The organism is Rhizomicrobium sp. (assembly GCF_056722145.1).
Genome location: NZ_JBWZET010000349.1, coordinates 1 through 18,411 on the forward strand (window position 1 = coordinate 1; position 18,411 = coordinate 18,411).

Here is an 18,411-nt window from a genome sequence, read left to right on the forward strand (position 1 = left end):
GATCACCGAAGCCGAGCAGGCCGAAGCCATCATCGGCACCGGCGATGCCGACCTCGTCGCCGTGGCGCGCGTGATGCTCTACGACCCGCGCTGGCCCTGGCACGCCGCCGCCGCCCTCGGCGCCCATGTGAAGGCCGCCCCGCAGTATTTGCGCAGCGCCCCGCACAGCGCGCCGGATTTGTTCAAGGTGTGAGTAATGGGGTAATGGGGTCAGAGTGGATTTTCCGACCGTCATGGCGAGCGAAGCAGGCGATCGAGAAATCCACTCTGACCCCATTTCGCGCATGCTCCCCCAATTCCCCTGCCAGCATACATAACCAGGCAGGAGATCACCGGCTCGGGAGGTTCGGGCCGAGACCGGGCGGGCGGTGCAAAATCATCGCGCCCCCTTGAAAGCACGCCGGTCGTGCTTACCTCTTTATTGTTGTTTGACCGCGACGGATCGTTTTTTGCGCAATGAGATGCAGTTGCGCTTGCATACAGACGCAGCCTGGAACGATTCGAATTTGAATCCGGCAGGTGGCTTCCGGCCAGCAAGGCGTTTGTTGAGGGCGCAGCGGCACTTAGCAATATTTGAATTCACATTTTCCGATTTTTGCAGCCGCGCGCGTGCTTCGCCGCCCCAGGCATCGCAGATACCCCCTGCCGTCTTGCGCAGCGAGCTCCTCGGCATGACGAGGATGGGCTTGCGCCGATGCGGACTTGCTATTCCCGGAACGGCGCCACGGTGGCGCGGCCGGCGGTGGCGAGGATTTCGCTCACCAGTTCGAGCGGGCGCTTGTCGATCTCACAGGCGCCGCGCCGGATCAGGTCGGCGAAGCGGGTGTAGAGCGCGGCGTATTCCTCAGCCTGGGTGCCAAGCTCGACAATGGTGCCGTCGCCGCCGCCAGGCCACGCCAGCGTCAGGATGCCCTCATCGGTCTCGAATTCGATGGTGCGGGTCTGGTCACTGGCGTGGCGGAAATCGAATTCGGCATCGATCAGCGCGCCGCGTTCGGTACTGAGCGCCACCGCCGCGGCGATCGGGCTGACGCAATTCTCCGGCACCAGCAGATGGGCGGAATCGAGCGCCATCGGTTCATTCAGTACGCGGATCAATATGGAAAGGGCATTGATGCCAGCATCGAGCACGCCGAAGCCGCCGTCCTGCCAGATCCACGCCTGTCCCGGATGCCATTGGCGGACGTCTTCCTTCCACACCACGCGAGCCCGCCTGAGCGTGCGCGACGCCATCCAGTCGGCCGCCTTGCCGACCGCGGCGCTCTCGCAGGCATGCCAGGTCTGGAACAGGGTGCGGCCGGTGTTGGCGGCGAGCTGGGCGAGTTCGTCGAATTCGGCGATGGTCGGGCACGGCGGTTTTTCGAGCAGCACATGCTTGCCGGCCAAGAGCGCCAGACGGGCGGCGGCGAAATGGGCCTGCGGCGGCGTGCAGATGGCGACGGCGTCAAGCGCGGGCGCGCCGGCCAGCATGGCTTCGACGCTGGCGAACGACGGCACATCGGCGAGGGTGGCCTTGGCACTGGCGCAGGCCGCAAGCGTGAACGCACCATTGGCCTTGAGCGCCGGAACATGCTCTTCCAGCGCAATCTTGCCGAGGCCAACAATGCCAACGCGAATGGGCACTCAGAACTCCGTGACGCGGCCCGGCTAACGGCCGCGGGGCTTGCGCGATTCGGACGGGTTATCCGAATCCGCCCGGTTGATCAGCTCCAGCGCCTCCTGGATCAGCACCCGGGTCGCCTCCTCGGCGCCGCGCGCGTCACCCGCCAGGATGGCATCGGCAATCTTCTTGTGGTCCGGCACGCTGGCGCGGCGCACCCCCTTGTAGCGGTTCTGCATCCGGATCGAAATGCGCAGCGCCGACTCCGTCACGCCGGAAAGCTGCGAATAAAAGCGATTGCCGCTGGCGCGCAACACCGCGAGATGGAAGGCGATGTCGGACGGCAGCGGATCGTCTTCGTCGCGGTCGGCCTGGGCCATCGCTTCGATGGCGATGCGGATGGCCTCTTTCAGATCGGGCGTCGCCACAACCGCCGCCAGCGCCGCCGCCTTGGGTTCGACCGCAAGGCGTACCTGAGCGAACTCGCGCAGCAGGGCATAGGAGGGTTTGCGTTCGAGCAGCCAGCGCAGCACATCGGGATCGAGCAGGTTCCAGGAGTCTTCCGGCTGCACCCAGGTGCCCTGACGCGGGCGGGCGCTGAGCAGGCCTTTGGCCGTCAGCATCTTCACCGCCTCGCGCAACACGCTGCGGCTGGCGCCGTACTGCTTGCACAAGTCCGCTTCGATCGGGAACGGATTCTTGTTGGAATACGTGCCCGAAACGATCGCCACGCCGAGGGCCTGGACGATTCGATAGGTCAGATTTTGGCCGTCGCTGCGCGCCACGTGCCGTTACCCCTCGCGTCCTGCTGCTGCGGGCCAAGCGTCGATTTGGAAACGACTTTCCTTGAGCCCCCGGACGCCGACATTGTACACGAAGAGGTCGCCCGCGCCAGATTCCACATCGTTTAAGCCGCAGCGCGCGCTGGTCACGAACAACAAATCGAGATCGGGCCCGCCGAACGCGACGCAAGTCGGCTGTGTTACCGGTACCTCGACAACGCAATCAATGCGCCCGTCCGGCGCGTAGCGGATCACGCAGCCGCCGCCCCATTGCGCGCTCCACAGATAGCCTTCGGCGTCGATCGTAGCGCCATCCGGACAGGCTTCGCAGCGAGCGAACTCCCGGCGCTCCGACAACTGGCCGTTCACGACCGCGAAACGCCAGATCGTCTTTTCGCGCGAGTCCGCGAAGTAGCAGAGCGTTCCGTCCGGGCTCCAGGCGAGGCCGTTGGCGATGCCGATGGCGCTGAGATGGGTCTTCACGCCGCCATCGAGACAATAGAGTCGGGCTTCAGCAGGCCTTTGCCGGTCTTCCACCATGCTGCCGACCCAGAAGCGTCCTGCCCGGTCGACGCGCCCGTCATTCAGCCGCACGCCGGGCTTCAGTCCCTCGGGACGAATCCATTCGCTCACCGTCCCGCGCGCGGGATCGAACAGGGCGAGACCGCAATCGAACGCGGCAACGAGGTCAGAGCGGCCAGCGATCATCCCGAACGAGGCCAGCCGGTGCGGTACGGGGATTTTTTCGAGCGCGCGGCGCCGCCAATCGAGGCGGTACAGCACCCGCCCCTCGATGTCGGTCCACCACACCGCCTCCGCGATTTCGTCCCACAAGACGCACTCGCCGAGTTCGTTGGCGACCTCGATCCGTTGGCGGGGCTTCATCACAGGACACCAGAAACTGGAAAGGGAAAACCGAGGCGTTGCACACTGTTCCGGCAAGTATCGCATGGCCTTCGAGCCGCGGTCGACGCCGTTTGGCGCTCAGGAACAATCCGCCACGGGCCATTATTTGCCATATTACGTCTGGAGGCGATGTCCAGCGCTGTCAGCAACGGTGCCGCCGGCGACAATCGCAGGGCCAAACCTGCAGCCGCTTGGTTTGGAGGCTTTGAACGCCGCCGCGTTGCACGGCAGGCACACTTGCGGCGTGATAACGCTACCTCAATTACGCCGTGTTGGTGTCTGGCCAATTTGTATTATAAATAGGATTATAAAATCGGAGTCTCATCTGAGACTCTACACATTCGGGGAGGGCTAATCGTGAAATCGCTTCAACGTGCGTTCCTGTGCGGCGCCAGTGTGGCCGCGTTCATTCTTCCTGCCATGGCGCAGGAAGCGCTCGAAACCGTGACCGTCACCGGCTTCCGCACCAGCTTGCGCGACTCGCTGGACATGAAGCAGAAGGCGGCGCTGATCACGGAAAACATCTCGACCAAGGATATCGGCGAGCTTCCCGACATCACCATCGGCGAAGAACTGAACCGCCTGCCCGGCGTCAACACCCAGCGCGATCGCGGCAACGCCAGCCAAGTTGCCATCCGCGGCCTCGGGCCCCGCTTCGTGTTCGGTCTCGTCAACGGCCGCGAAGTGGCCTCGTCGGAGCCGACCCAGAACGTTCGTTATGAATCCTATCCGTCGGAAATCCTTTCCGGCGCGCAGGTCTACAAGACCCAGGACGCAGCCCTGATCGGCGGCGGCATTGCGGCGACCATCGACATCCGCACCACCGCGCCGCTCGACTACAACGGCCCCACCTTCCAGATGCGCTTCGGCCCCTCCTACAACACCGAAGCGGCCAAGCTGCCGCATTACGATCCGCTCGGCTTCCGCGGTTCGATCGGCGTCAATTATCACCTCAGCGACAACTTCGCGTTCTCGCTCGCCGGTTCCGTCCAGCGCGAGAAGAACGGCTATCCGAACCTGTCGTTCTGGACCGAGAACACCAACCAGCCCGATACCGGCTGGGGCGATCCGGCCAATCTTACCGGCCATGATCCGACCAAGGTCGTGACCATGCCCGACGGCTCGCTGGCGCTGACCGGCGGCAATCCGGCTCCGTGGGGGGCGCAAACCGAAGTGAAATTCCTGCAGCAGGACCGCTACGGCCTTGCCGGCGCCGCCGAATGGAAGGTCAACAACAATCTCGTCATCAAGGCCGACGGCCTGTTGTCGACCTATGTCATCTCGGAAAACCAGTCGCAGCAGTGGTACGATCCCGACGGCAAGGCGTGGAACGCCGGCAATTGGGTGGACTGCGGTACGGAGACCGGCACCATCTACACAGCCTGCCAAGACTCCAACTACAAATACGGCAACAATGGCATACCCGGCGTTGCGGCGGGCGGCGGCGCCTCCTGGTGGTACACCACGCCGGGTTCGAGCTTCGCCGTCGACAGCATGGGCCATGTCGTCCGCGCCAAGCTCAACGTCGGCGGCACCGACGGCGTCGTCAACTGGGATACGATCAACATCCAGAACAACATCGCCCACTATTGGCAGCGCCAGACGCTGATCGTCGCCGGCCTCAACTTTGCCTACACCGCCGGTCCGTGGTCGGCCAAGCTGGACCTGTCGCATTCGCAGGCCTGGCGCAACAACCAGTGGCTCGACATCCAGACCACGACGCAGGCTGCGGCCACCATGGGCTTCAACATGGAACGCGGCACCCAGCCCTACGTGACGTCGAGCTGGGATCCGGCCAAACCCGCCAACAACACCAACGCCTGGGCATCGCAGGATGCCGGCCCCGAAGAAACCCGCGACCACGTCTCGGCCCTGGCCGGCGACATCGCACGCGATTTCGAAGGCTCGTTCATTTCCAAGATCAGCGCCGGCATGCGCTGGTCGACCCGCGCCAAGACGCATCACAAATGGGATTATCTGATCTCGCTGCCGAGCGTGACCGTCCCCGCCTCCGCGCTTCAATCCTTCACGCTCGACGATCTCAGCGTCCCGAACCAGCTGTGGGGCAACTGGAAGACGCTTGCTCCGCTGGTGTTCGGCAACATGGCCAACACCATGCCGGCCGAACTCGGCGGCTCGACGGGCGACAAGGCCGACGTCAACTGGACCATCGCCAACCCGCAAGGCGCCAATTCGGCCTCGGGCTGGAAGAACCTGGCGCTTGACTGGAAGGTGCAGGAAACCAGCTGGTCGGGCTATCTGAAGGCCGAATTCGACCACGACGTCGGCGGCATTCCGATGCAGGGCGGCCTTGGCGTGCGCATCGAAGACCTCAAGACCACCAGCTCCGGCTGGGCGGCCAATTCCTCGAACGTGCTGTCGCGCATCGCGATCGGCAACCACTACACCGACGCGCTGCCGAGCCTCTACGTCAATGCCCACGTCGCCGACGACCAGGTCGTGCGCTTCGGCGCCTCGATGGCGGTATCGCGGCCGCCGCTGGATACCCTCAACACCGGCTATTCGCTCACCACCACCACGGTCGGCGGCCAGCCGCCGGCAGGTTCGGGCGGCAATCCCAAGCTGAAGCCGTTCCGCGCCTCCAACCTCGACCTCGACTACGAGTGGTTCTTCCACGAAGAGTCGATGGTGTCGGTTGCCGGCTACTACAAGCACATCATGAATTACATCGGGAACGGCATCACTCCGATGACCTTCGGCGGCACCACTTATGCCGTCAACGCGCCGGTCAACGGCAAGGGCGGCGACCTCTACGGCCTCGAAATGGTGTTCCAGTCGCGGTTCTATTTCCTGCCCGGCTTCCTGTCGGACTTCGGCGTCTATGCCAACGCCTCGTTCGTGGATTCCAACATCAAGGAATTCCATCCGATCCTGAACCCGTACTCGATGGCCGGCCTCGCCCACAATTCGGACGAAGTCGATCTGTGGTACTCCAAGGGCGGCATCGAAGCGCGGCTCGCCATGAAGCACCACGGCGCCTTCACCATGATCCCGGGCTGGGATTCGGGCCAGCTCGATACCATCGACCCGGAAACCACCATCGACTTCACCACGGCCTATCAGTGGGACGAAAACATCGGTCTCCGCTTCGAGGCACTGAACCTCACCAACCAGGTCTCGCGCTATTCCGGCGCGCGGCAGGGCGATGCAGCGCTGCGCGGCTCGAACGATCCGAACGATCTGGCCGGCTATTCGATCTTCGGCCGGACGTTCATGATCGAAGTTTCCTACAAGCAGTAACCGCGGGGCGGGTCAAAGGCCCGCCCCACCCTCTCCTGAACCTCACAGAAATGACGCGGCGCTTTCACCGGCGCCGCTTTTTTCTTGGCCGCATGGCAATGCAATTGAATTGCCGTAACATTTATCATATAAATACCTGCGCGCGCAGAAGAACCGATTTCGGCGCACTTTTTCGGGAGGAATATGAAATGAAGATCCGAGCCGCCCTGTGGGCAAGTGCTTTCCTTTTTTCCGTTCCCGCTGCGGCCGGTGATCTGCTGTTCGGTGCCGATCTTTCGTTTGCCAACGAGATGAACGATTGCGGCGTCGTCTATCGCGAGAATTCCAAACCGGTCGATCTTTATGCCCTGTTCCACGAGCACGGCGCCAATGTCGCGCGGGTGCGGCTATGGACCGACGGCAACACGACGCATTACTCCGATCTCGCCGATGTGACCCGCAGCCTGAAGCGCGCCAAGGCGCTCGGCATGACAACCCTGCTCGACTTTCACTATTCCGATTGGTGGGCCGATGGCGGCAAGCAGATCATCCCCGCCGCCTGGGCCAGGATAGACGATCCGCAGAAGCTCGCCGATACGCTCTATCACTACACCTACGACAAGCTGATCGCGCTCGATAAAGCCGGCGTGATGCCGGACATGGTGCAGCCCGGCAACGAGATCAATCACGAGATTTTGGACAAGGCGGCGTGGAAGACCGGCGCCATCAACTGGCAGCGCAATGCGCTTCTGCTCAACGCCGCCATTCGGGCGATCCGCGACGCCGAGAAGAAGACCGGCAAGCACCTGAAGGTGATGATCCAGATCGCCCAGCCCGAGAACAATCTGCCGTGGTATGCGGCGGCGACCAGAGCCGGCGTCACCGATTTCGACATGATCGGCATCAGCTACTATCCGAAATGGTCGACCAATTCGCTGCGCGGCCTTGGCCGCACCATCAACATGCTGCGTAACACCTATCCCGGCAAGGATGTGCTGGTTGTCGAAACCGCGTATCCGTTTACGAACCGCGCCAACGCCGAAGCGACCGCACTCGCCAACGACAATGCCACGCCGGGCTATCCGGCGACACCGCAAGGCCAGAAGGATTTCCTGATCGATCTCGGCCAGACGGTGATCGCCAACGGCGGCGTCGGCGTTTTCACCTGGGCGCCCGATTGGGTGCCGCAACTGTGCCGCGGCGCCAAACATGACGTCGACTGGGCCTCGATGACCTTCTTCGACAACACCGGCAACGTCCTGCCGGCGATCGATCACATGCGTGCGGCGAACTACCAGCGGCCGGTGACCGTGACGGTGCGGGTCCACGGCGCGACGCCCGGCAGCTATCGTTTATGGAGCGATTTCTTCGGTGATCCGGATGGCACGTCATTCCCGATGACGGTGGAGGGAAACGATCTCGTCTATCGCACCACCTTGATGCCGGGCACGCCGTTGCGGTTCCAGGTGTATGGTGACTTGGCGATGCAGAAGCCGCTGATCGCCGCCAAGGACGGCGTCGTGACCGGAACAGTCGGACGTGCCGACGCGGTATTGGAATATTCTCTGGCAAAGTGATCGAACCATGACCATGCGCACCCTCGCCGCCGCGTTGCTGCTGCTGAGCGTTCCGGCCGGCGCCGGCGATTTCGTCTACGGCGCCGACCTGTCGTTCGCCAACGAGATGAACGATTGCGGCGCGGTGTATAAGGACGGCGGCAAGCCGGGCGACGTCTATGCCATCATGAAGGCGCATGGCACCAACGTCGTGCGCCTTCGGCTGTGGAACGATCCCGACTGGACCAAGTACGGTACCCTCGACGACGTCAAACGCTCGATCGCCCGCGCCAAAGCGAACGGCATGAAGGTGCTGCTCGATTTTCACTACTCCGACGACTGGGCCGATGGTGACAAGCAAATCGTCCCGCGCGCCTGGGCGAAACTCGACGATGCCGCCCTGGCCAAGGCTGTTTATAGCTTCACCCGCGACACGCTGGCGACGCTGAAGGCAGCGGGTCTGGGGCCGGATTACGTCCAGGTCGGCAACGAGACCAATGGCGAGGTCATGGTGCCGGCGGCGACAAAAGCGCCAATCAACTGGACCCGCAATGCGCTGCTGCTCAAGGCCGGCATCAAGGCGGTGCGCGACAGCGATCCCGCGATCAAGGTGATGCTACACATCGCCCAGCCGGAAAACGTCGAGCCGTGGTTCGAGTCGGCCACCGCGGCGGGCGTGACCGATTTCGACCTGATCGGCATCAGCTATTATTCGAAGTGGTCGAAATATACGCTGGCCGGGCTCGGCGGCGTCATCAACCGGCTGCGCTATCGCTATCCGCACGCCGGCGTTTGGGTGGTGGAAACCGCTTATGCCTGGACCAGCGCCTCGGCCGACACGTCGAACAACCTCTTGGGCGAGGATTCCGCCCTGCCAGGCTATCGCGTCACCAAAGACGGGCAAAAGCAGTTTCTCGTCGATCTGACCCAGACCATTCTCGCCAATGGCGGCGAAGGTCTCGTCTATTGGGCGCCCGACTGGGTGTCCACGCAATGCCGGACGCGCTGGGGCCGCGGGTCAAACTGGGAAAACGCGACGCTGTTCGATTTCGGCGGCGACGCCCTGCCGGCAATCGATTATCCGCACGCGGTGTATACCCAGCCGGTCACCGTAACCTTCCGCTTCCGCGGCGTGACGCCGGGACAGGCGTATTATCTCTGGGGCGATTTCCTCGGCGCCAAAACCTTTGCGGTGCGGTTGCCGGCCGATGGCGTATTCACCACCACCATGATGCCGGGCGCAAAAATCCGCTTCCAGGTGTTCGATAATCTGTCGCTGCGCACCAAGCTTCTGACCGGCGTGCGTGTCGTCAACGGCTTCGCCGCCGAGACCGTGCCGGCAAACGGCGCGGCCTTCGACTACGACCTCGCCAAGCCGCAGTGATCAGGCGACCGGCCTGAGCTTTGCCGGCCTGGCGGAAAGCAGCAGCGTTGCCGATTTGAGACCGGGCGATGTCGCTTCCACGCGCACCTCGCCCGGCGTCTTCTTCGCCTGCACGATCGCGGCGCACAGGCCATTGAACGCGGCACGCTCATTGGCGTGATCGGCTTCATGGCTGCGCGGATCGCCGTTGCCGACGCCGATCAGCGTGCCGCCCGTCACCCTGAATGAGACAAGATTGTTCGCATTCGGAACCATACGACCCTCGACATCGGCGATTTCAACCGTCACCACCGCCGCATCTTCGCCATCGCCATTGAGGAAGGCGCGATCGGTCGCGAGCAGGATTTGCGCCGGCGTGCCGACAGTTTCGCGCTTGTCGGTGAGGATCAGCTTGCCATCCTTGTAGCCGCGTGCTTCCAGCGTGCCGGGCGTGAACACAACATCCCATTCGACATGGCTGAGCGGCGCCATCTTACGGCTGCCAAGGCTTTGGCCGTTGAGAAACAGCTCGATGGTGTCGAGATTCGAATGGCACCAGACGTTGATCTTGTCGCCCGGCGTCCAGTTCCAATGCGGCAGCAGGTGCAGCACCGGCTCGGTGCCCCACCACGCCTTGTAATACCAGGCGTTGTCCTTCCAGAAGCCGCAGCTATCGAGAATGCCGAATTGCGATGCCACGTTCGGCCAGACATTGAACGGTGTCGGCTCGCCGCGATAATCGAATCCGGTCCATACGAAACCGCCGGCGATGCGCGGATCTGGTATCACCACCTGCATCCAGGCTTCGGCGCTGGAAGCCCACCACGGAAATTCCGTGTCGTAGGCGACGCAATAGCCGCTCGCCTTGTCACGCGAATAGACGCCGCGCGTTCCAACGGTCGAACCGGTTTCGGTGCCGACAACCATGCTGGCCGGCGACGCGGCGAGAAAGCCGGGAATTTTCGGCGTGCGGTAATTGGCGCCGATCACGTCCAGCACCGGCCCGATGCCGTTGGGCCAAGCGTCGGGATTGTCGACGGCGGCGGTGATAAGGCGGGTCGGGTCGAGCTCGCGACAGTGCCGTTTCATCACCGACGCGATGCGGGCGCCGCGCTCGGTCGGCTGCTGCGGTTCCTCGTTGCCGATCGACCAGAGAATGACGCACGGGTGGTTGCGGTCGCGGCGGATCATCGCTTCGAGATCGGCCATGCTTTCCGCGTCGGACGACATGCGGCGGGTTTCGTCGATCACCAGCATGCCGAGGCGGTCGCAGGCGTCGAGCAGTTCGGGCGTCGGTGGATTGTGCGAAGTGCGGTAGGCGTTGCAGCCGAAGCCCTTCAGCCGCGCAATGCGCCAATCCTGCAGCGCATCGGGCAGCGCTGCGCCGACTCCAGCGTGATCCTGATGATTGCAGGTGCCGTTCAGCTTCACCGGCTTGCCGTTGAGCAAAAATCCCTTGGCTGGATCGAATCCGATCGTGCGCACGCCGAACGGTGTCACCACGTCGTCCAGGACCGTGTCGGCGACGATCTGCGTGACGACGTGATAGAGCGCCGGCGTCTCGAGTGACCACAGCTTCGGAGCGGCGAGGCTGGCGGCCTGCGTGACCGTGCGGGATTCACCGGCGCCGAGATTGAGTTCGGCCGTCTTGACGCTGGCGACCAGGCGCCCGTCGGGATCGAACACGTTCGACACCACGCGCGCCTTCATCGCGGGCCCTTCGTTGACGAGATCGGTGGCGATCGCCAGCGCGGCGGATTTTCCCGATACGGATGGTTTCACCCATACGCCCCAGGGCGCAACGTGCAGCTTGTTCTGCTTGATCAGCCAGACATGGCGATAGATGCCGGCGCCTTCGTAGAACCAGCCTTCGCCGAGCGAGGCATCGGCCCGCACCACCAGCACGTTCTTGCCGCCGTAGACGACGAAATCGCTGATGTCAACGGTGAACGAGCGATAGCCTGAGCCGCCGGTGGCGACAATGTAGCCGTTGACGATCACGGTCGCAGCGCGGAACACGCCATCGAACTGCAGCACGAGGCGACGGCCCTGGTCGGACGCCGGAATGTCGAACGTGCGGCGATACCAGCCGACGGAGGTCTGCGGATATTCACGACCGAGCGGCTTGAAGCCGTGCGCCGCGCGCGGGTCTTCCTCGTCGGGCTTGTAGGATTTCGTGCTGGGAACGAACGGCAAATCCACTGCCCAATCGTGCGGCAGGTTGACCCCGGTCCAGCCCTCTTCCTTGAAATCGGGATCAGCGCAGGTCGCAATGCCGGCGCCGGCCTTGGCGAAGGTGTGCTGGTTGGCGCCGAAACCAAAATCCCAGGTCGGATCGCTGGCGTGACCGAAATGGAATTTCCAACCGAAATCGAGCAGCAGCTTTTCGCGCACCGTACCCTCGGGACTCGCTGCAGCAACGGGCTTTCGATGAACCGACGGGCGGTGGGCCGCTCCGGCCGGAATTGTTGCAGCGGCCGTCATCACCGCGCCGGCTTTCATGGCGTCGCGTCGCGAAAGCGTCATCGAATATCCCCCGAAACCGGCGCGATGTCAGGGCTGAGCCGCCCGCGCCTTTGTTAGAACCGTGTCGACATACGTCTCGGTGCGGTGCCACGCGGCCGCCGAGGCGATCATCTCTTCGATGCCGCGATGCGGCGCCCAGCCGAGCACCGAACGGGCCTTGGAACTGTCGGCGATCAGCGTGGCAGGATCGCCGGCGCGGCGGGGCGCTTCGCCCGGCTTGAAGTCGGGCCGGCCCAAAGCGGTGCGCGTGGCGGCGATGATCTCGTTCACCGAATAGCCGTCGCCGCTGCCGAGGTTGAAGATGTTGGTCGCGCCGCCGCCGAGCAGGTATTGCAGCGCCAGCACATGCGCATCAGCGAGATCGAGAACATGGATATAATCACGCACCGCGGTGCCGTCGCGGGTCGGATAATCGGTGCCGAACAGCTTGAAGCCGCTCCTGAGGCCGAGCACGTCGAGGATCGCAGCCGGCGCATCGATCAGCGGCAGCACGAGGCGCGGGAGCAAATGCGTTTCGGGATAGTGGGTTTCGCCCAGGCCGGCTTTCGGCGCCGCGCCGGCGACGTTGAAATAGCGCAAAGCGACCGAGCGCACGCCAGAGATCGCGCGCATCGCCTGTTCGGCTTCGAGCTTGGACTGGCCGTAAGGATTGATCGGCTTTTGCGCCGTGGTTTCCTTGATTGGCACCTCTTCCGGCTCGCCGTACACCGCAGCCGTGGACGAGAACACGATATTGCCGACGCCGTGCTGCGCGATGGTCTCGAAGAAGATGCGGGCCTTGTCGCGGTTGTTGGCGAAATACATGTCGGGCTTCTGCACCGACTCGCCGACCTCGATGAAGGCCGCGAAATGCAGCGCCGCGACCGGCTTGAACTCCGCGCACACCGCCGCCACGAACGCGGCATCGCCGATATCGCCGTGCCGGAACGGGCCGGATTTTTCGCCAGCCCAGCGGTTGCCTTTGACGAGACTGTCGATAACGACCGGCGTATAACCTGCCGTCTTCAGGGTGTGGGCGACGTGGCTTCCGATATACCCGGCACCGCCGGAAACGAGGATCGCACCGTTCTCAGGCTGCATGTTCGGCTTCGGCTCCGGTCAGGGCGTAGGTGGAAATCAGGCTCGCGTTGGGATTTTCCTTGGCGACGAACGTCCACCACTTGACCGCCTGATCGTTCGGCACCAGCGCGATGATAGCACCGCCGAAACCGCCGCCGCAAAGCCGCGCCGCCCGGATGCCGTAACGAATGGACGACTCGACCAGCGCATCGATTTCTGGAATCGAGCACTCGAAATCGTCACGCTGCGAGATATGGCTCTGGGCGATCAATTCCGCCTGCCGCGCGGTGTCACCCTGTTCGAGGGCAGCGACCATTTCGAGCACGCGCAGATTTTCGGTGATGACATGGCGGGCGCGCCTGGCCACGACCGGACGCAGCGCATTGAGGCGGGGCAGATCGCCGTAGCCCAATTCCGCCAACACCGACACGCCGAGCTGGTCGCGCGCTTCGATGCATTCATTCATACGATCAATACGCTTTTTGTGGCTATCGCCCTTGGCGAGATCGTGCTGCTTGCCACAATTGACCAGCATCAGAACGACGTCTTCGGCCAGCGGCACGTTGCGGTATTCGAGCGTGCGGGTGTTGAGCAGCAGCGCCTGCCCGGGACGACCGATCGAGGACGCGAACTGATCCATCTTGCCGCACGGAACGCCGACGTAATCGTGTTCGGCCTCATAGGCGATCAGCGCAATCTCTTCGTCGGTCCATTTGGCGCCGGTCATGGCCTTGACCGCGCGCACGACCGACACGCACAGCGCGGCCGAACTGGAAATGCCGCAACCGATCGGCACATCGCTTTTCACCGACAGCGAAACGCCGGGCACCGCAATTTTGGTGGACGCGACGCGGAGGCAGCCAAGGATGTAATCGGTCCAGTGGCCGCCGCGGGCGGGCTCGTCGAGCGTGCGCGTGACCGGCTCGTTGGGATAGCGCTCGCTCACCGCCGTCATGCTGCCGGCAGGCCCTGTGGCTTCCATCGTCACGGTCGTGAAGAACGGCAGCGGCGTCGGCAGCACATGACCGCCATTGGGAGCATAATCGGTGTGCTCGCCGATGATGTTGGCGCGGGCCGGGGCCTTGGCGGTGAATATCGTCATGAACTAGACCTCAACATTTCTCAAATTCTGCGCCGCGGTTTCGGGCAGGATGTCGACCAGGAACGACCCGGCCCCAAGCTCGCAGCCGGCGATGAACTTCATCTTGTTCGGCGCCCTGAGCAGCGGCTGAAACTGGATGTGGAAGGGAAACACGTCCTCGAAGCCCTTGGGCGCGGCGTAGACCAGCATCACATAAGGACAGGTACGGCCGAAAAATGCGTCATAGGTGTTGGCAGCACGCGCCAGCAGCTCGGCGACATCGGTCACCTCTTCCGGCGAAAGGGCCGAGGGATCGGGGCGAAATCGCTTGGGCACGATCCACAGCTCGTAAGGAAATCGCGTGAACGGAGGCACCAGCAGCGAGGCATGCGGCGCATCGGCGACGATGTATTGCGGCAGCTTCGTCAGGCCGGCGAGATCGTAGCCTTCGCGGAACGTGGTCGCCATCGCGCCGATGATCGGCGGCAGATAGCCGAAGCCGTAAATCTGGCCGTGCGGATGATGCAGCGTCACGCCGGCTTCTTCGCCGCGGTTCTCGAACGGCATCACCGCCTGCATCGCGGGAATCTCGAGCAGCGCGCGGATGCGATCGCCCCAGACGCGCACCAACAGCTCGCGGCGTTCGCGCGGCAGCGACGCCATCGACGCCCTATGATCGGACGAATAGACGATCACCTCGCAATTGCCGATGGCTGCATCAACCGGCAGATCGAGACCGGGAATCGACTCGGGCTTCGGCGCGTTCTTCTGCAGGGACGAAAACCGGTTGTCGAACACCGCGATGGAAAAATCGCGCAGCGGCAGCTCACCGTCCTCGGCACCGGGACAGAACGGACAATCGTTTGCCGGCGGCTTATAGGTGCGTGACTGGCGGTGGGCCGAATACACCACCCACTCGCGGCGCAGCGGGTGCCAGCGGCGGTGCGAATACGACCGCACCTGATCGGGCTCGAGCCACGGCCAGGCTGGCTCGCCGTCAAACGCGCCGTAGAGATGCAGCGACCGCCCATCCGGCATCGGGAAAGTGGTACGATCGATTGCGCTCTGGTCTGACATCACTCCGGCCTGTTGTTATCGCACCCGGTGGCCCGGCGCGCGTCGGGGCATCAGTAAAGACGATTTTGGGATGTCTTTCCGACGCATTTCTTTGCTCGAATATTTATCATATAAATATTCGTATCGAGTCAAGCAGACCGGGCGCGCTTATCAGCCACAGTCGTTTATAAAGCGTCTGTTCCACCGGTTACCATCAGGAGTGTTTCTTCCATGCGGTATCGCCCCCTCGGCAACAGCGGTCTTACAGTCAGTGAAATCGGGCACGGCCTGTGGGGGATGGGAAGCTGGTCGGGCTCGGACGATGAGGCCAGCAGAGCCTCCCTCGCACGTTCGATGGCCGGCGGCTGCACCTTTTATGACAGCGCCTTTGTGTACGGCGAAGGGCGCAGCGATCGGCTGATCGGCGAAGTTGCAAAAGCTCATTCCAAGCACCCACTGGTGCTCGCGTCAAAGATTCCGCCAGCCGATTTTTCCTGGCCCAGCAAGCCGACCAACAAGCTGCACCAGATTTTTCCGCGCGCTCACGTCTTGGAGTACGCCGGGCGGATCGCGGAATCGTTCGGACGTCCGATCGACCTGTTGCAGTTTCATGTTTGGGAAGACACCTGGGCCAACGAAGGTGAATGGCAGGATACTGTTGCCGAATTGAAGCAAAGCGGCCAAATCCGGGCCTTCGGGCTCAGTCTCAACCGCTGGCAACCCGAGAACGGCCTCGCTGCCATCGCCACCGGCCTGATCGACAGTGTGCAGGTGATTTACAATGTTTTCGACCAGGCGCCCGAGGATCATCTGTTCCCGGCTTGCCGCGAGCATAACGTCGGCGTGATCGCGCGCGTGCCGCTGGATGAAGGCAGCCTCGGCGGCAAGATGACCGCCGACACGCGCTTCCCCGATGGAGACTGGCGGGCCCGCTACTTTAACCCAGACAATTTAGCTAAGACCTTGCCCCGTATCGCGGCACTGAAAGAGTTGCTGCCCGAGAGCATGACGCTTCCCGAACTGGCGCTGCGTTTCATCCTGAGCGAACCGACAGTCTCCACGGTCATCGTCGGCATGCGCCAACCTGCTCATGTCGACGCCAATCTCGCATTGTCCGACACGGAACCATTGCCAGCCGAACTGGTGAGCGCTCTGCGTGGTCATCGCTGGAACCGGCCGTAGGGCTTTCCGCGTTTCGCTCGTCTCACGCGTGCAAAGGCAGAACTTGCGAGCGGCTTCGCTGAGCGGTATATTTATCATATAAATATTAAGAGGCCTGCGAGAGGCTGTTCGGAGAATTGCCGATGGCGACTGACAAGCCGACGTATCGCAGTCAGGATGCCTATGGCCTCGCCGACCGCGACGGCTTCATTCATCGCAGCTGGATGAAGAGCGAGGGCCTGCCCGACGACGTCTTCGACGGGCGGCCGGTGATCGGCATCTGCAACACCTGGTCGGAACTGACACCCTGCAACGCACATCTGCGCGAGCTCGCCGACCACGTCAAACGCGGCGTCTGGGAGGCCGGCGGGCTGCCGCTCGAATTCCCCTCGATGTCGCTCGGCGAAACCCAGATGCGGCCGACTACGATGCTGTTCCGCAATCTGCTCGCCATGGAGGTGGAAGAATCCATCCGCGCCAATCCGATCGACGGCGTCGTGCTCTTGGGCGGTTGCGACAAGACCACGCCGGGCCAGTTGATGGGTGCGGCGAGTGTCGATCTTCCGACCATCGTGGTGTCGTCGGGACCGATGCTGAACGGTAAGTATCGCGGCTGCGATATCGGTTCGGGGACGTCGGTGTGGAAATTCTCCGAAGCCGTGCGCGCCGGCGAAATGCAGCTGAAGGATTTCATGGCGGCCGAAAGCGGCCTGTCGCGCAGTCCGGGCACCTGCATGACCATGGGAACGGCTTCCACATTCGCCTGCGTGGTCGAAGCTATGGGCCTCGCCCTGCCCTTCAACGCCACCATCCCGGCGGTGGATGCACGCCGGCGCGTGCTCGCGCATCTTTCGGGCCGCGCCATCGTGGCGGCGGTAAAAAACGACATCCGCCTGTCGAAGATCCTGACCCGCGCGGCGATCGAAAACGCCATTCGCACGGTGGCGGCGATCGGCGGATCGACTAATGTCGTGCTGCATCTTCTGGCCATCGCAGGGCGCCTCGGCATACCGCTGGAGCTCACCGATTTCGATCGCTTGTCGAGCGACATTCCTCTGCTCGTTGATTTGCAGCCCTCGGGCACACACCTGATGGAGGATTTCCATTATGCCGGTGGCCTGCCCGCCGCCCTGAAACAGATCGCCGCAAAACTGCATCTCGATGCGCCGACGGTGGCAGGATCGACACTCGGCGCCATCATCGCCGACGCCGAATGCTTCAATGACGATGTGATCCGCGCGCTCGACCGACCGGTGCGGCCCGACTCCGGTATATGGGTCTTGTACGGCAACCTGTGCCCCGGCGGCGCGATCATGAAACCGAGCGCAGCCGGCGAGACGCTTTACCACCACCGCGGTCGCGCCGTCGTGTTCGAAACCATCGAAGATTACAAAGCCAGGATCGACGCCCCCGATCTCGCGGTCGACAAGGATTCGATCCTGGTGCTGAAAGGGTGCGGTCCGAAGGGTTATCCCGGCATGCCCGAAGTCGGAAACCTGCCTTTGCCGAAGCGGCTCCTCGCCGCAGGCATCAAGGACATGGTTCGCATTTCGGATGCGCGCATGAGCGGAACGGCGTTTGGTAGCGTTATCTTACACGTCACGCCAGAATCCGAAGCCGGTGGACCGCTCGCAATCGTTCAAACCGGCGATGAAATTGCACTCGACGGTCCCGGACGGACGCTGACGTTATTGTTGTCCGATCAAGACATTGAAGAACGCCTCGCCGCATGGCGCAAGATGAGGCCTGCGCAACCGTACAAACGTGGCTATTATCGACTTTACGTGGAACACGTTCTGCAGGCTGACAAAGGATGCGACTTAGACTTCCTGGTCGGCGGCAGTGGCTCGACCGTGGTCCGTGAATCGCACTAGAGGACGAATAACCAACACCAGCGAGCCAGTGCGCTGGCCGAATTAAGGGGGAAGTAATGCACCTCGCCAACATGCACCTGACACCGCTCGATATCGGGCTGGTGTGTGCCTATTTCATTTTCATTTTCGTGCTGGCGCAGTTCGTCAGCCGCGAGAAGAAAGGGCACCAGAAAGACTCAAAGGACTACTTCCTCGCTTCGCGCGCGC

At 62.9% G+C, this 18,411-nt stretch carries 12 protein-coding genes and 1 pseudogene; 6 read left to right on the forward strand and 7 right to left on the reverse strand.

Going from position 1 to position 18,411, the window contains the following annotated elements; all coding sequences use genetic code 11:
• Positions 1-193, forward strand: a pseudogene (locus AC1P6P_RS18485) (oxidoreductase); the annotation flags it as partial.
• A 512-nt stretch (positions 194-705) separates the two neighbouring features.
• Here the strand turns inward: AC1P6P_RS18485 and AC1P6P_RS18490 are convergent.
• The 3 genes from AC1P6P_RS18490 to AC1P6P_RS18500 are packed head-to-tail and all read right to left on the reverse strand — an operon-like array spanning position 706 to position 3,333.
• On the reverse strand, positions 706-1,623 hold the full coding sequence (locus AC1P6P_RS18490; protein ID WP_481403917.1) for a Gfo/Idh/MocA family protein: 918 nt from the start codon (positions 1,621-1,623) through the stop codon (positions 706-708).
• 24 nt (positions 1,624-1,647) lie between these two features.
• A complete protein-coding gene (locus tag AC1P6P_RS18495) occupies positions 1,648-2,385 on the reverse strand; it encodes a FadR/GntR family transcriptional regulator (RefSeq protein WP_481403918.1) in 738 nt (245 codons plus the stop codon).
• Between the two features lie 6 nt (positions 2,386-2,391).
• On the reverse strand, positions 2,392-3,333 hold the full coding sequence (locus tag AC1P6P_RS18500; protein WP_481403919.1) for an SMP-30/gluconolactonase/LRE family protein: 942 nt from the start codon (positions 3,331-3,333) through the stop codon (positions 2,392-2,394).
• Between the two features lie 312 nt (positions 3,334-3,645).
• On the opposite strand from AC1P6P_RS18500, the gene AC1P6P_RS18505 reads away from it, so the two are divergent.
• The 3 genes from AC1P6P_RS18505 to AC1P6P_RS18515 all read left to right on the forward strand — a co-directional run bounded on the left by AC1P6P_RS18505 (position 3,646) and on the right by AC1P6P_RS18515 (position 9,468).
• Positions 3,646-6,549, forward strand: coding sequence for a TonB-dependent receptor (locus tag AC1P6P_RS18505; protein WP_481403920.1), 2,904 nt, complete (start codon positions 3,646-3,648; stop codon positions 6,547-6,549).
• A gap of 188 nt (positions 6,550-6,737) precedes the next feature.
• Positions 6,738-8,105 (forward strand): glycoside hydrolase family 53 protein, encoded by a 1,368-nt coding sequence (locus AC1P6P_RS18510; protein ID WP_481403921.1) that lies wholly within the window; start codon positions 6,738-6,740, stop codon positions 8,103-8,105.
• Positions 8,106-8,112: 7 nt separating this feature from the next.
• Positions 8,113-9,468 carry a glycoside hydrolase family 53 protein gene (locus AC1P6P_RS18515; protein ID WP_481403922.1) on the forward strand — a complete coding sequence of 452 codons (1,356 nt, stop codon included), beginning with the start codon at positions 8,113-8,115 and terminating at the stop codon, positions 9,466-9,468.
• Here AC1P6P_RS18515 and galA read toward each other — a convergent pair whose 3' ends face one another.
• From galA to galT, 4 genes are read right to left on the reverse strand one after another with little or no spacing between them, the layout of a single operon-like run.
• Positions 9,469-11,973 carry a beta-galactosidase GalA gene (galA, locus tag AC1P6P_RS18520; protein ID WP_481403923.1) on the reverse strand — a complete coding sequence of 835 codons (2,505 nt, stop codon included), beginning with the start codon at positions 11,971-11,973 and terminating at the stop codon, positions 9,469-9,471.
• Between the two features lie 27 nt (positions 11,974-12,000).
• The gene (galE, locus tag AC1P6P_RS18525; RefSeq protein ID WP_481403924.1) at positions 12,001-13,053 is read right to left on the reverse strand and encodes a UDP-glucose 4-epimerase GalE; all 1,053 of its coding nucleotides are present in this window, start codon (positions 13,051-13,053) and stop codon (positions 12,001-12,003) included.
• Positions 13,043-14,134, reverse strand: a complete 1,092-nt coding sequence (gene galK, locus AC1P6P_RS18530; protein WP_481403925.1) for a galactokinase — start codon at positions 14,132-14,134, stop codon at positions 13,043-13,045. The genes galE and galK overlap by 11 nt, the downstream gene beginning before the upstream one ends.
• A 3-nt stretch (positions 14,135-14,137) precedes the next feature.
• Positions 14,138-15,190: a galactose-1-phosphate uridylyltransferase gene (gene galT, locus AC1P6P_RS18535; RefSeq protein ID WP_481403926.1), complete on the reverse strand. Its 1,053-nt coding sequence runs from the start codon at positions 15,188-15,190 to the stop codon at positions 14,138-14,140.
• Positions 15,191-15,400: 210 nt separating this feature from the next.
• On the opposite strand from galT, the gene AC1P6P_RS18540 reads away from it, so the two are divergent.
• Together AC1P6P_RS18540 and AC1P6P_RS18545 are read left to right on the forward strand one after the other, a co-directional pair.
• Positions 15,401-16,351 carry an aldo/keto reductase gene (locus AC1P6P_RS18540; protein ID WP_481403927.1) on the forward strand — a complete coding sequence of 317 codons (951 nt, stop codon included), beginning with the start codon at positions 15,401-15,403 and terminating at the stop codon, positions 16,349-16,351.
• Between the two features lie 122 nt (positions 16,352-16,473).
• On the forward strand, positions 16,474-18,204 hold the full coding sequence (locus AC1P6P_RS18545) for an IlvD/Edd family dehydratase (RefSeq protein ID WP_481403928.1): 1,731 nt from the start codon (positions 16,474-16,476) through the stop codon (positions 18,202-18,204).
• Positions 18,205-18,411: the final 207 nt, after the last annotated feature.

Bases quoted from the DNA above. Each gene is read 5' to 3' on its own strand.
- AC1P6P_RS18500 (WP_481403919.1), bottom strand. From the start codon at position 3,333: ATGCGATACTTGCCGGAACAGTGTGCAACGCCTCGGTTTTCCCTTTCC.
- AC1P6P_RS18510 (WP_481403921.1), top strand. From the start codon at position 6,738: ATGAAGATCCGAGCCGCCCTGTGGGCAAGTGCTTTCCTTTTTTCCGTT.
- AC1P6P_RS18515 (WP_481403922.1), top strand. From the start codon at position 8,113: ATGACCATGCGCACCCTCGCCGCCGCGTTGCTGCTGCTGAGCGTTCCG.
- galA (WP_481403923.1), bottom strand. From the start codon at position 11,973: ATGACGCTTTCGCGACGCGACGCCATGAAAGCCGGCGCGGTGATGACG.
- galE (WP_481403924.1), bottom strand. From the start codon at position 13,053: ATGCAGCCTGAGAACGGTGCGATCCTCGTTTCCGGCGGTGCCGGGTAT.
- galK (WP_481403925.1), bottom strand. From the start codon at position 14,134: ATGACGATATTCACCGCCAAGGCCCCGGCCCGCGCCAACATCATCGGC.
- galT (WP_481403926.1), bottom strand. From the start codon at position 15,190: ATGTCAGACCAGAGCGCAATCGATCGTACCACTTTCCCGATGCCGGAT.
- AC1P6P_RS18540 (WP_481403927.1), top strand. From the start codon at position 15,401: ATGCGGTATCGCCCCCTCGGCAACAGCGGTCTTACAGTCAGTGAAATC.
- AC1P6P_RS18545 (WP_481403928.1), top strand. From the start codon at position 16,474: ATGGCGACTGACAAGCCGACGTATCGCAGTCAGGATGCCTATGGCCTC.